Annotated in this window: 13 protein-coding genes, 1 tRNA gene and 1 pseudogene; 8 read left to right on the top strand and 7 right to left on the bottom strand. The window is 60.6% G+C overall.

The annotated features are described in order from the left end of the window. Positions 1-112: 112 nt before the first annotated feature. On the bottom strand, positions 113-1,573 hold the full coding sequence (locus U5A82_RS11265; RefSeq protein ID WP_326290918.1) for a DEAD/DEAH box helicase: 1,461 nt from the start codon (positions 1,571-1,573) through the stop codon (positions 113-115). 124 nt (positions 1,574-1,697) lie between these two features. Beyond that, positions 1,698-2,132 (bottom strand): hypothetical protein, encoded by a 435-nt coding sequence (locus U5A82_RS11260; protein WP_326292914.1) that lies wholly within the window; start codon positions 2,130-2,132, stop codon positions 1,698-1,700. Between the two features lie 79 nt (positions 2,133-2,211). Here U5A82_RS11260 and U5A82_RS11255 point away from each other — a divergent pair. The 4 genes and pseudogenes from U5A82_RS11255 to U5A82_RS11240 all read left to right on the top strand — a co-directional run bounded on the left by U5A82_RS11255 (position 2,212) and on the right by U5A82_RS11240 (position 6,368). Continuing rightward, positions 2,212-3,650, top strand: a pseudogene (locus tag U5A82_RS11255) (FAD-binding oxidoreductase). Positions 3,651-3,785: 135 nt separating this feature from the next. Then, entirely contained in the window at positions 3,786-4,586 is an 801-nt protein-coding gene (locus U5A82_RS11250; RefSeq protein ID WP_326290916.1) for a SapC family protein, read from the top strand. 308 nt (positions 4,587-4,894) lie between these two features. After that, a tRNA-Glu gene (locus U5A82_RS11245) sits at positions 4,895-4,969 on the top strand. Positions 4,970-5,132: 163 nt separating this feature from the next. Beyond that, complete coding sequence (locus U5A82_RS11240; RefSeq protein WP_326290915.1) at positions 5,133-6,368, top strand: tyrosine-type recombinase/integrase; 1,236 nt, start codon at positions 5,133-5,135, stop codon at positions 6,366-6,368. A 59-nt stretch (positions 6,369-6,427) separates the two neighbouring features. Here the strand turns inward: U5A82_RS11240 and U5A82_RS11235 are convergent, their stop codons facing one another. Further along, positions 6,428-6,631, bottom strand: coding sequence for a helix-turn-helix transcriptional regulator (locus tag U5A82_RS11235; protein ID WP_093082076.1), 204 nt, complete (start codon positions 6,629-6,631; stop codon positions 6,428-6,430). Positions 6,632-7,053: 422 nt separating this feature from the next. Here U5A82_RS11235 and U5A82_RS11230 point away from each other — a divergent pair, with 422 nt between their 5' ends. Then, positions 7,054-7,479: a type II toxin-antitoxin system RelE/ParE family toxin gene (locus U5A82_RS11230; RefSeq protein WP_326290911.1), complete on the top strand. Its 426-nt coding sequence runs from the start codon at positions 7,054-7,056 to the stop codon at positions 7,477-7,479. Beyond that, positions 7,469-7,789 (top strand): helix-turn-helix domain-containing protein, encoded by a 321-nt coding sequence (locus U5A82_RS11225; protein WP_326292913.1) that lies wholly within the window; start codon positions 7,469-7,471, stop codon positions 7,787-7,789. Before U5A82_RS11230 ends, U5A82_RS11225 begins: the two co-directional genes overlap by 11 nt. Positions 7,790-8,026: 237 nt before the next feature. On the opposite strand, the gene U5A82_RS11220 is transcribed toward U5A82_RS11225, so the two are convergent. Continuing rightward, complete coding sequence (locus U5A82_RS11220) at positions 8,027-9,763, bottom strand: AIPR family protein (RefSeq protein WP_326290910.1); 1,737 nt, start codon at positions 9,761-9,763, stop codon at positions 8,027-8,029. 373 nt (positions 9,764-10,136) lie between these two features. Beyond that, complete coding sequence (locus tag U5A82_RS11215; protein WP_326290908.1) at positions 10,137-10,352, bottom strand: hypothetical protein; 216 nt, start codon at positions 10,350-10,352, stop codon at positions 10,137-10,139. A 197-nt stretch (positions 10,353-10,549) separates the two neighbouring features. On the opposite strand from U5A82_RS11215, the gene U5A82_RS11210 reads away from it, so the two are divergent. Continuing rightward, a complete protein-coding gene (locus tag U5A82_RS11210; protein WP_326290906.1) occupies positions 10,550-11,164 on the top strand; it encodes a hypothetical protein in 615 nt (204 codons plus the stop codon). Between the two features lie 172 nt (positions 11,165-11,336). Next, positions 11,337-12,674 (top strand): HEPN domain-containing protein, encoded by a 1,338-nt coding sequence (locus U5A82_RS11205; protein ID WP_326290905.1) that lies wholly within the window; start codon positions 11,337-11,339, stop codon positions 12,672-12,674. Here the strand turns inward: U5A82_RS11205 and U5A82_RS11200 are convergent. Both U5A82_RS11200 and U5A82_RS11195 read right to left on the bottom strand, forming a co-directional pair. Beyond that, positions 12,671-12,901: a conjugal transfer protein TraD gene (locus U5A82_RS11200; RefSeq protein WP_326290903.1), complete on the bottom strand. Its 231-nt coding sequence runs from the start codon at positions 12,899-12,901 to the stop codon at positions 12,671-12,673. The genes U5A82_RS11205 and U5A82_RS11200 overlap by 4 nt on opposite strands. A gap of 22 nt (positions 12,902-12,923) precedes the next feature. Then, on the bottom strand, positions 12,924-13,229 hold the full coding sequence (locus U5A82_RS11195; RefSeq protein ID WP_326290901.1) for a conjugal transfer protein TraD: 306 nt from the start codon (positions 13,227-13,229) through the stop codon (positions 12,924-12,926). Between the last annotated feature and the right edge of the window lie 145 nt (positions 13,230-13,374).

Below are 13,374 nucleotides of genomic sequence, written 5' to 3'. Positions count from 1 at the left end.
ATTACGCCGCCGCGATCCTATCGGAAAGTCGGCGGCCCAAATGACGGCAGCATAGACATCATGGCGGAAAGCGGAGCCATAGGACAGTCGCCCGCTACCCGCAGACGACGGTTCAGCCGCTGAAACCGAAGTTCAGGAACTCGGGGACGGGACCGTTCCAGCCGTCGTCCGGGCCATCATCGACCGTCTCGTTGCGGCGACGCGGCGGCGGCGCAGATGGGGCGCGATCGGGGCGCGAATCGCGGGGCTGGTCGGTGCGCGGACGATCGTCGCGGCGCGGCCGATCCTGACTGGGGCGATCTTCGCGCTGACGGCTTTCGCGCGGCTTGTCGTCGCGGGCCGTTTCCGCGCGCGGTTGATCGTCACGCGCGGCGTCTTCGCGCGGCTTTCGGGCGGGACGGCCGCCACGGCCTTCGGACCGCGCCTCTTCACGCACCGGCTCGGCGCGCTCTTCGCGGGTCGGCGGCGTGATATAGTCGATCTTCGTGCCGATCAGCTTCTGGATATTGTCGATCGCTTCGGCGTCTTCCGCCGTCACGAACGTATAGGCAGTGCCCGTCGCGCCCGCGCGGCCGGTGCGGCCGATGCGGTGGACATAATCGTCCGGGTGCCAGGGCGCATCGAAATTGAACACATGGGACACGCCCTTGATGTCCAGACCGCGCGCCGCGACATCCGACGCGACCAGGATGTTCACCTTGCCCTCGCGGAAGCGTTCCAGTTCGGCGATGCGCGACGACTGGTCGATGTCGCCATGGATTTCGCCGGACTTGAAGCCGTGGCGTTGCAGGGTCTGGTTAAGATCACGCACCGTCGTCTTGCGGTTGCAGAAGATGACCGCGCTGGTCACGTCTTCGGCTTCCAGCATCTCGCGCAACGCGTCGCGCTTCTTGCGCGAATCGACCTTCACCAGCCGCTGGGTGATGTTGATCGATGCCGTGGCGGGACGCGCCACTTCGATCGACTTGGGATTGGACAGGAACTTGTCGGCCAGCTTCTTGATGACCGGCGGCATGGTCGCGGAAAACAGCAGCGTCTGGCGCTGCGTCGGCAGCTTGGTGCAGATTTCCTCGATGTCAGGGATGAAGCCCATGTCGAGCATACGGTCGGCTTCGTCGATGACCAGCATCGAACAGCCGTTCAGCAATATCTTGCCCCGCTGGAACAGATCCATCAGCCGCCCGGGGGTCGCGATCAGCACGTCCACGCCCTTTTCAAGGGCCTTGAGCTGATCGCCCATCTGCACGCCACCGATCAGCAGCGCCATGTTGAGTTTGTGATATTTGCCGTATTTCTCGAAATTTTCGGCCACCTGCGCCGCGAGTTCGCGGGTTGGCTCCAGGATCAGGCTGCGCGGCATCAAAGCGCGGGCGCGGCCATGCGCTAATATGTCGATCATCGGCAGCACGAAGCTGGCCGTCTTTCCCGTGCCCGTCTGGGCGATGCCGATAATGTCCCGCATCATGAGGACGGATGGGATTGCTTGCGCCTGGATCGGCGTCGGCGTGTCGTAACCCGATTCGGTTACGGCCTTGAGCAATTCGTCGGAAAGGCCGAGATCGGCAAAAGTCATTCAATAGTCCGGGATAGGAGGCTACTCCGTCCTGCGCGGATGCGAGACGGAAATCCGCCGCGCATTGCGGAAATATTGGCCTCTTGTCAAGGAAATCGCGCCATATATGGGCCAGAGCGCCGGTTCAGTCGTCATTCTCCACCGGGACAAGGCGGCGAAAACTGTCGACGGCGCAGCTGAGGCCGCTGCGCGCCTGCAATTCATCCCGCCCGGAACATAGCGACCCGTCCTCGTCCGGCTCGACATAGAAACCGGAATAGAAACCGATGGAGTCGCACCCCTTTTCCAACCGGGCGCGATAGCGGTGATTGTCCGCCAATAGAAGATCCACGCCATTTTTCACGACGATGCTGGCGCCGCGAATGGACCGTAGCGCGACGCAGCGCGGCCCCTTCTTTTCTTCCCAGGCATCGCGCGCATCCGGCGTGATGCGCGCGGGCGTCGGCCCCTTGCGCGCCATGGGCACGCGAATGATGACGCGCTGCTGGATGGACAGTTGCGCCCATTGGACCGGGTCGCCGGTCGATGCGGAAAGCAGCAGCAAAATCGAATGAACCAACATGGACCCCTTTATGGGACGGGTACGCTATCGGGCAATGGTTGAACCGTCGATGAATTCCGGGGCATAGACACGTCCCATGATTGGACAAGACATCATCGACCGGTTCGTCGCCCTGCTCGGCCCCAAGGGGGTCGTCACCGATCCCGACGATATCGCCCCGTGGACCAGCGACTGGCGCGGACGCTATCATGGACGGGCGGCGGCCATCCTGTCGCCCGCCTCGACGCAGGAGGTCGCGGCGGCGGTGACGCTGGCGACTGACCTGGGCGTCGCGCTGGTGCCGCAGGGGGGCAATACGTCCATGGTCGGCGGCGCGACCCCACCGGCCGACGGATCGGCGCTGATCCTGTCGCTGCGGCGGATGAACCGGATCCGCAGCCTGTCCCCGCAAGACAATCTGGTCGTGTGCGAGGCCGGGGTGATCCTGAGCGTGCTACATGACGCGGCCGAGGCGCAGGGTCGGCGCTTCCCCTGAGCCTGGGTGCGAAGGGATCGGCAACCATCGGCGGCCTGGTGTCGACCAATGCAGGCGGCACGCAGGTCTTGCGCCACGGCACGATGCGCGCGCTGGTGGAAGGCGTCGAGGCGGTGTTGCCGGACGGCAGCATCTTCGACGGGCTGGATGCACTGAAAAAAGACAATCGCGGCTATGATATCAAGCAGTTGCTGATCGGTGCGGAAGGGACGCTGGGCGTCGTCACCGCCGCCTCGCTGCGGCTGGCGCCCGCCATCGCGGCGCGGGCGGTGGGCTGGGTCGGGGTGCAGACGCCCGCCGACGCGCTGGCGCTGCTGCGGCTGGCCGAAACCATGCTGGGCGTCAGCGTCGAAGGGTTCGAGGTGATCGCCGACGAAACGCTGGGCTTCGTCCTTGGCCATATTCCCGGCACAAGGTCGCCGATCGAAACGCGCACGCCCTGGCATGTGTTGATCGAGGTCGATCATGCCGACCTGTCCGATCCCGGGCCGTCCGAACGCCTGGAGGCGGCGCTGGCGCAGGCGTTCGAACGGGGCATCGCCATCGACGCCGCCATCGCCGCCAATGAGGCGCAGGCCGACGCCTTCTGGCGGATTCGCGAATCGCTGTCGGAATCGGAAAAGGCGCAGGGGCCAGCGCTCCAATATGATATCAGCGTGCCGGTGGCGAAGATGCCCGCCTTCATGATCGACGCCGCCGCCGCGGCCGAACGCGCCTTTCCCGGCACCACAGCGTCGTCCTTCGGCCATCTGGGTGACGGCAACGTTCATTTCCATGTCCGCGCGCCCAGGGGGACGAGCGACGGTCCAGCCTGGATCGCGGCGCAAGGACAGGCCATCAACGCCTTCGTTCATGACGCCGTGGTTGCCGCGGGCGGCTCCATATCCGCCGAACATGGCATCGGCCAGATGAAGCGCGCGGAACTCGCGCGCCTCTCCAGCCCGGCGCGGATCGGCGCCCTGCGCGCGATCAAGGCGGCCTTCGACCCCATGGGCCTGTTCAATCCGGGCAAGCTCATCCCCTTGCCCGACGACGGCTGAAAGCGCGCAGACGGCACGAAGCGCCAAGGACAAAGCGATTGCCTCTCGCAGGGAAGGTCATTATCGCCCTGCCCCAATATCAAGCCCGCGGCGCGCAGGCAAAAGCGCCCGCAACAGACAGAATGGACCCGGACCATGGCCAGCGCGCCCGCGAACACCCTGCCGATCTTCTACAATGATCTCCTTCCGCTGAGCAGCGTGGACCATGTCGATTACCGCACCCGTCCGTCCAATTCGGCGCCGTTCCTGACGACCCAACACGCCATCCCGCTGACGATCGACGAATTCGTCGCGGCCCAGCGTTTCGCGCCGATCATCTTTTCGGCCGGCGCGGACTGCGTGCCGCTGCTGCTGATGGGCCTGAACGAAGGCGTCAATATTTTCGTCGACGACAAAGGCAAGCTGCGCGGTCCGGCCTATGTCCCGGCCTATGTGCGCCGCTATCCCTGGATGCTGGCCAAGCTGCGCCCCGACAGCGACGACCTGTCTCTCTGCTTCGATCCCACCAGCTCCACCATCGGCGCGTTCGAGGATGGCGAAGCGCTGTTCGACGATGGCAAGCCCAGCGAGCTGACCCAGGGCGTCATGAAATTCTGCGAGGATTTCGAGCAGGCCGCGGCGCGCACCGGCCAGTTCGTCCGCGACCTTCAGGAACTGGACCTGTTGATGGATGGCGAAGTCGCGATCCAAACTCCTGTCGCCGACCAGCCCTTCGTGTATCGCGGTTTCCGCATGATCAACGAGGAAAAGCTGCGCGAACTGCGCGGCGACCAGCTGCGCAAGATCAACCAGAACGGCATGCTGCCGCTGATCCACGCCCATCTCTTCTCCCTGCAACTGATGCGCGAAATATTCGAAGCGCAGGTTGCCCAGGGCAAGGGACCGATCACCCTGCCCGCGCCGACCGACGCCGCGCCGGAGGCCGCCAACGCCTGAATGAGAAATTAACCCAAAAGGGTTTGAAAAATTGATGGAAAAGGCATCGCATCCCTCTTGAAAGCGGATGCGTCCTGCCCTATCTGTCTATTATGCGATGCACCTGCCCCCCTTTCGGGTGTATCGTATGGGCGCCCCCCCCTTTGGAGGCGTCTCCTCCCTGAACCTTGGCCACCCCGTGCATTTGCATGGGGTGGTTTTTTTATGGGCTGCATTTTGCCCGAGGGCGTTGCGACCGCCTTGTTTCGCTTGACGCCGTTCCCCCTATTCCTAAAGGCACCCCCTGCCGACCGCCCAGCGCGGTCCACGGCCCCTTCGTCTAGCGGTTAGGACGCGGCCCTCTCACGGCTGAAGCACGGGTTCGATTCCCGTAGGGGTCACCAAAATACTCTCCCAGAGAGTATCAGAATGTGCCGGAAACGGCGGATTTCTGCGGTTTTTCATGGTATAGGTATCCCATACGGAGCGGTCTTGGACCACCGGATACCAGCAACTTGATGGTATATCTGATGGTAGCGCGGCCCTCCTCGAAAAGGAGATACCATCATGGCGCTCACCGCCGCTGCGATCAAAAACGCCAAGGGCAAAGCCAAGCCCTATAAACTCACCGATAGCGATGGCCTTTTCCTCTATGTGGCACCTAATGGCGGGCGCTACTGGCGGATGAATTATCGCCACCTTGGCAAACAAAAGACGTTGGCCTTCGGGATTTATCCCGACACCGGCCTTGCCGACGCCCGCGAGCAGCGCGACGCTGCCCGCAAGGTGCTGGCGAAGGGGAACGATCCCGCCGAAAAGATCAGACTGGATCGGATTGCCGCGACCGTGGCCGCGTCCAACAGCTTCAAGGCGGTTGCCGACGAATGGCTGGTGAAAGTCGAGCGTGAAGGCCGCTCTTCCGTCACGATCAAGAAGCTGCGTTGGTTGCTTGCCTTTATCAATGTGTCGCTGGGCAAACGCCCAGTCACTGCCATCACCGCGCAGGAGGTTTTGACCATGCTGCGCAAAATGGAGGGCAAGGGCCGCTACGAGACGGCTAAGCGCCTACGCAGCACATGCAGTCAGATATTCCGCTACGCCATCGCCACGGCGCGCGCGGAGCGTGACGTGGCAGCGGACCTGCGCGGGGCGCTGATCGCACCCAAGCCAGTTCACCGCGCCGCGATCACTAGTTCGGAGAACGCCGGTGGATTGTTGCGCGCTATTGAGGCGTTCGAGGGCTTCGCCAACACCAAGGCCGCGCTGCAACTGCTGCCCCATGTGTTCGTGCGCCCCGGCGAACTACGCCATGCCGAATGGGCCGACTTCGATTTTGACAAGGCGCTGTGGACGGTCCCGGCGCACAAAACGAAGATGCGCCGCGCCCATTCCATCCCCCTCTCCCGGCAGGCATTGGCGATCCTTGGCACCATCGAACATGATGCCGACTATAGCCGCTACCTGTTCCCGTCGCTCCGCTCGGTGGACCGGCCCATGTCGGAGAACACCATCAACGCCGCGTTGCGGCGCATGGGCTTCGCACAGGATGAAATGACCGGCCACGGCTTCCGGGCGATGGCGGCGACGCTTCTCAACGAAATGGGACTATGGCATCCCGACGCGATCGAGCGGCAGCTTGCCCATTGCGACAACAACGCCGTGCGTCGCGCATACACGCGGGGCGAATATTGGGACGAGCGGGTCCGCATGATGCAGCACTGGTCCGACCATCTCGACTTCCTGCGCGACGGGCAGAAGGTCGTAACCGGAAAGTTCGGTAAGGCGAAGAGCCAAGCCGCCTGATCGCAAGCCGTCGATGTTGCCGTGCCCATGCCTGCAACAGGTTGGGCACGGCAACATGATCAAACGCCCAACTCTTCGCGATAGCTTACCGGATCGGCAATCCAGCGGTTGATGGCGGACTCGCGCCAGCCAGCGCCGTGGACGCTGATCTTCACTTGGCGCGGGAAAGTGCCTTCGCCCATCTTGCGATAAAGCGTCGTGCGGGAAAGCCCTGTGCGGGCGAGGACGGTTTTCAGGCGAATGATACGATCACTGTTGGTCATGGGGCAGTCTCTTCAAATCAGGATGTTGCACGCGCCCCCGACCACGAGCATTGGATGCCTTGCCGTGCCGGACAAGAGTGTTCCGGGCGCGTAGGCAGCTAAGCTTTCATGGGTCGGTGAACGCTGGCGGCAATTGGCGGTCAGCGGCGGAAGACGGCGGAATTTGGCGTAGGCTTCTCACTGATAGCGATCAGCGAAGATTTTTTCCCAGCCTGTACCAAAGTTTCATGCCAAGCCTTCTCATCCGCCCCGTCTCAGGGACAGCCAGCAGGCGTTAGGTCGAGTTGTTCATTGGAGGCTCCTTTGAAAGGACCACCTTCTCAGCGTCATGAAGCAAACTCATGCTCACCCGCAGCCTATGCGCTGTCAAGAAGGCCGATGTCGTGTCGTTCCTTCCCATCCATATTGAACTATAACGCTAAGTGTTATATAGAGCCACAGAGAGCAGGAGAACCGCCATCGCGCGCATCTTAAAAAATGGTTGGTTCGAGCGCTTCGCGCGAAAAGAGCGGATTGCTGATGCCTCGCTTGTTGAAGCCGTGGAGCGCGCAGAAAGCGGTCTGGTGGATGCCGATCTTGGCGGCGGTGTCATCAAGCAGCGGGTCGCGCGCACCGGGCAAGGCAAGTCGGGCGGCTATCGCACGCTGATCCTGTTCCGGCAGGGTGACAGGGCGATATTCGCTTTCGGGTTCGCCAAAAGTGCGCAGGCGAACATAACAAAGGCGGACCTGGCCCTGCTCCGTAACTCGGCGAGCGAGGCGCTGGAGTGGAGCGCCGGGGAATTGGACCGACTGGTGGCGACGGGAACGTTGGTGGAGATAGACGATGAGAACCGTGATGAAGGATAAGGGCTATCGCAGTGAGATTGCGGGCGCGATCCATGAAATGATGAGCGACGCTTACGACGCGGGCGTGGTGTCGCGCGCGACGTTGCGTACATTCGATGAAGCGTGCCTCGCCCCCGCCCCCACGCTGGCAGGCGATGAAATTCGGGCAATCCGCGAGCGCGAGCATGTCTCGCAGCCTGTGTTCGCCGCCTATCTCAATGTCTCGCGCAATCTCGTGTCGGATTGGGAACGAGGCGTTAAGCGACCCGGCGGCCCTGCCCTGCGCCTTCTGTCGATCATCCAGCGCAAGGGTTTGCAGGCGGTCGCGTAGCTGCTCCTTTCGGAAAGACCTATTTGTCGCCCAATGGCCGTTTGCAGACTGACAGGTCTAGAGCCCTTGACCTAAAGAAGCGGACGCTCGCCCCCAACCAGGCTAGTGTAACCGAGCCGTACTGGAGACGCCACCTCACCGTTCGGCGAAAGCATTGCCACATTGCAGTGGATTGGCCGCCTTCTTTGCGGCGATGGCAGTTGTGCTAGGGCTGCGGGGACGAAGGCGTGCCCGTCCCTAAAGAGGGATCGTTTCATTCGCTAAGTCTCGATCAAAAGCCTTAGCGAACGTCTCGGACCGGATGGCATCACGAAGTCTCTCTCTAGTGCCTGTATCCGCTGCAGCGATCCGCGCCTTAAGAAGGTCGTGCGTTTTCTCGACCGTCGCCTTCAAACGAGCTTCATCGGCTGCTAAATCAACTATCTTGGCGGATATCGCCTGTATGTCCTGACGTCTCCTTGCAAAAACATCGCCATTTCCGATAATCTTTCTGCCAATAGCAGCCATGAAATAGAAGCGATATATCTTAAAATCTTTGTCGAGTTTTTGATTTCTCCACAGATAGTCGAGACGATAATGCAGATAGCAGGCCGCATGATAGAGCCGAACATCGTGCTCTTCGAGGAACAATTTGTCCTGATATTCAGCTGTTATGCCACGGTAGTCTCGCGCAGAGCGATTTGGCTGATTTAGCAAAGTTGCGGCTACCGCTTTCATCAGCGTCGAGGGCTGCATGATACGTGCTCTCTCAACCTTCTGCCCACGAAACTGATTTTCTCGTCGTTCAAAAAGAATACGCTGTTCGTCGTCAAGGGACTGGCAGTACTCCTCGAAGCTTTTCATGAAAGGCCGCAGAGCCCAGAATTGCTCTTCGCGAACGGCGTTTTGACGGTTAGTCCCTGCGATGATAGAGGAAATGAAATCATCGTCCTTCGTGCCAATCAACCGGAAAGGAACATGGACACTGGCTACTGCCGTTCTATTGTTGAAGAGAATATTACTTGTCTGACAGCCGTTTACTACCTGATAGTCCTCGATCCGAAATCTGTCGCCAGTCCGATCTATAGACTTTGCAACAACGGTAATACCATTGTTGCGAAAAATGAAGTCGGGGGCCTCGCCTCTTTGAAGGGTGTCCGCAATATCATTATTTATTTTGGAATCTGGATCAAAATCCCGAATATTATCGAAAAAAACTGATCGATTAATGTCCTGCGGATTGCCATCATCGTCTCTAATTGAGACGAGCTTTACGACCTCGTCAGCGGTGATATATCCGAGATAAGCTTCTTCTACGCTCCCATGGCTTGGCAGCACCACATTTCGAGGGAACTCAATCGTTGCTTCAACGGCGCTTGACGCCGCACGATAAAGGCGCTGCAGTTCTTTCGCACCGATCATTTGGATTGAGGTTCGATCCTGATCGAATATGTTGAGATCTGACCATTGACTTTGGGCGCTTACAATCAGCTTCTCTATGCGAGACGGCTTATCGTAATTTCCGGTGCAAGCGTAATACGCGTGCAATCCCGGGTTTCGCCGACCCACGCCTTTACTGTAAAGAACGTCCTTGGCAGCGATCAAATCATCAAGCTGCGGGCTCTCGCCATTCATGCTGCCATCAAAAAATCCACTGATCGAATCAAAGAATTTTGATATATCGCCATAATCAAAGGACGTTCCGGTTTTCGATTGAAAGAAGTAGAAGTCGATTTCTGGATTTTTGATATCTTGTATTGCCTGTTCAGCATCTGTCGTATCGGCAACTAATCTACCCTGGACTATGATCGCTACACCATCAACGCCAAACTCATTGCCAGACAGGTGGACATCGGCCGCGTCTACGCTCTCGCCCAATCCACCGTTCAAAATCGAGTATACTGAGTATATCTCAAATATCTCGCTTTCAGCGCGGTGCTCGATGTCTTCCGTCGCGGCAAAGTCGAGTACCTGCGCTTTAATGACCGGATTCACGCTCTTCTCCCGTTTGTGGGCTTTAGCTATCACACCTCTCGGTTGAGCCAAGCCTAAAAGCACACTAGCGGTGGCAATACGGTACGGTAGACATGAAAGGCGCCAAGTATCCTTTCCTATTGTCCAATTTATCGGTCGCGCACTGAATGAAATTAAGGCCGGTTAGGGGGCCAAAGATCCCCGCTTAGAATGACCGACAATGGCGCAAACTCGACAATCGAAAACCATAATTTCAGTCGCTAGCCGCGCACTCTGGCGCTGATGCTGGGAAAATCGGCATCGTGTGGATACGCCACCGCAGGCCGCGCTCAACAATCAATCACCGTCGGATCGGCCAGGCGTCCGACAATCGCCGCAGCCGAACTGTTTTCGTTCAGGGCTTGCCCTGACCCGTGAACGCTTCCGGATTCTCGCGGCGCTGCAATTCGTTCTCCACCGCCTCGCGGATGAACAAGGCGAGCCTACGGTTGCCCACGAGCGCCTCGATACGACGGATCGTGTCGGTAGTCAGCCTGATCGTCGTCGGCTTCATTCCAAGTGGCGGGCGTCCCATCGACCTGTCGCTATCGGGTGCGATCGCAATTTCCAAATCAAACCCATTGACGCCACCGTTTACTTGAATATACGCCACCGTTTATTGATTAAACGATGGCGTATATGCCGCGACGGCCTTTCTCGGAGGGCTATTGCGCGACCGGCATCGCGAATCATGTGGGAGTGCCGGGCCCGTTCCGTATCCGCCGTCATATCTCACTCCCTTGCGATGGATGCGGAACGGAGGTGCATATGCTTGTCTCCAAATCCCGCCGCGCCCTGCTGCGCGCACTGACCATTGCGCCGGTTGCCGCATCGGCAATTGCCTCGCCCTGGGAGGGCGCACTGGGGGCGCTTCATCAACGCTACGAGGATGAACCCGCGACACTTGTTCGGACGAAAGAGGGGCGAAGCATAAGCCGCTTCCGCTATCACAATGCGGAACGGTGGATGACAACGCTGGAAGCGGATTTCCTCACTGAGCCGCGATTTGCACGAGAAGCGCTGCATCAGGCCGGTTTCGTGACCCAGCAGGCCCTGTGTGCCTATCTGCTCGACATGGGCTTTGCCGATGCGTGGAACGCCCGCCACATCAAGCAAGACATCGCCAAGGGGTTGGCCTATGCCAATGCCTGCGGCTTTGGGCATGATTGCCCCGACATGGCGCGGCTGGCGGCGGTTCTGTCGCCCTATTGGAAGTGGGGCTATCATTATCATGATTGGGAAGAAGACCGGCCCCGCACGGGCGGCTTCATTCCCGCCTCGATTACGCCCCTTGTGCGTGCCTTGGTGGATCGCGTCCATGACGTGACCGGCCACCCGCGCCCGAAGGGTTGCCAGCGTCGCTCGCAGGAGGCGCGGTCATGATGCTGCGTACCGATGCCGACCATCTGCCCGCGTCGATCCGCGAGGAGCTTCTTCACGTCACCATGATCCTGTTCGAGGCGTTCGAGGAAACGACCAAGGGCCGATGCTCTGAACATTTCCGGGCGGGCCGCATTCTCACCCTGATCCTGCACGGCCCCCATGCCGAGAAGGATTGGGAAGAGGTCGCGCCGGGGAAGCGTTCCGCCTGCTCGCGATCGTCAACTATCCGCGCCTTGCCCGCAGCGAAGGCGACTGGAGGCTGGTGCGCGACCGACTGCGCCGCGCATGGGAGAATGGCGAAATTACCCGCCCGGTTCGGTTGGCGGTCGAAAGCCTTGACCGGGTCAACGGCTCTCTTGTCGAAGGCGTCCCTCATTTCGTCACCATCGCCGAACGGGGAATCGCGCTTTACCAGATGGAGGGATTGCGGCTGAGTGAGCCGCGCCGCCTTCCGGTGCGGGAACGGGCTATTCGGGGTGCAGCGGAGTTTATCCGGTGGCATAATCGCGGAACCGGATTTCTGGCAGGCGCGGCTTTCTATCGCAACCGGGGCGATGCCCCGATGGCGGCGCTGATGTTGCATCAGGCGTGCGAGCATTTCTATCTGTGCGTTTTGCGGTCGATCAGCCTACACGCACCGCGCACCCATGCGCTCGATGAACTGCGCGAGGCGGCGGAGGCGCTGGACCCGCGCCTGTGTTCAGCATGGCCGCGCGATAGCCGGTTCGAGCGCCGCGCGTTCGGCTGCATCCGCCGCGCCTATGTCGAAGCGCGCTATGGGCGATCCTACCGCATTTCGGGTGAGGAACTGGCATGGGCGTTCGCGCGAGTGGAGATATTGCAGGTACGGGCAGCGTTCGCCTGCGCGGATCATCAGGCTTCGCTCGCTGCAAGCCTGCCAGCGCAAATGCTTACGCCGCCCACAGAGCCGACAACAGCGCTAACGCTTTCCCGGCCCGTGCGCCGCGCCAATATGCTGCGACGGACATGGCGGATCTTGCGACGAGTTGGCCCACGAGAGGGCCGATGGAATCCGCTCATTCCGCTTCGCCAATTCTGGCGCTCCGAAAGGTTCATCGATTGGGTTGACCATCTGCCCTTGGCGATTGTCTGCCTGTGCTTCTTCATGGCGGGTGCCGAGGCAACGCTATGGCGGGTAAAGTCCGCGCAGGCCGTCCGTTCCGAACCGGCTGACCTCTCAGCCGTGCTGGACTTCGACGTGCGCGCGGACACGGTGCTGGGCGCGGTCATGGACGTTGCGCAAAGGGCGGGATACCGGGTCAAGGCCAATGACGACATTTGGGCGGTGCGGTGGACCGGGGCCTATCGCGCCAAGGCGACGACCTTCGACGCGCTGGCGGACATTCTCTATGGCTCCGGCCTGTGCCCTGCGATCCGAGAAGACTTCATCACCGTGCGCTATTGCGACAAGAGCAGCCCACCGATTGCGGCGGTGGTCGAGTATCAGGCAGAACCGGACGGCAATGTGCGCTTGTCAGTATCGCGCTAACCGCCGCCCTGTTCCGCCTCGAAGGCTCGCTTGCCTTTGCGCTTCCAGAGGGCAAGTGCGTTGGCGCGTTCCTCGCCGCGCAGTCTGTCGGCAACGGTGAGGAACGCGCCGTAGAGCGCGGCCCGATCATCGTCGGTCAGATCGACTAGCCCGGCCTTGATGACGAGGCCGCCCAGTTCGATCAAATGCCGCGTGCGTTCACGGCGTGCAGTGGCCCAGTCCCGCATATCGGTTCGCGCCTTTCGAGCCTCAAGCCGATGTCGCGCCGCCGCCCTGCGGGAGAGTGCCGCTTTGCTGGCCAGAAGGTCCGCCCGCAGGCTTGCCGCCTTTGCCGAGAAAGAAGCCCGCGCCCGCCTTCCGCCATACCTCCTTTGTCGCGGCGTCCTTCACCGTGGCTGCATGAAGTAGCGCTCCGGCCAGCATATTGGCGTCGAGCGTATCGGCCCCGGTTGCCGTCACCAGTTCGCCAAGCTGGCGCACGCGCCGTTCCTTGAGCGCCTTGGCCTTGTCGGCCAGGGCTTTGAGTTCCGAATCAAAATCGCGGGGCTTGCGCATCGTAAAGTCTCCATTGAGTGACGATGACGCTATGATAAGATGATACCTCCGCAAGCGCAGTAGAGTCGCCGGGACAGCCTGACACTGCCTAGTCCCGTCCGAGAAATTTTCGAGAAGGGCGCGCTTATACGTCGTTCCGACGTGC

The sequence above is a fragment of the Sphingobium sp. CR2-8 genome (genome assembly GCF_035818615.1).
GTDB lineage: Bacteria > Pseudomonadota > Alphaproteobacteria > Sphingomonadales > Sphingomonadaceae > Sphingobium.
The sequence above is the reverse complement of the archived record's forward strand: the minus strand, read 5'-3'. Positions and strand labels throughout refer to the sequence as shown.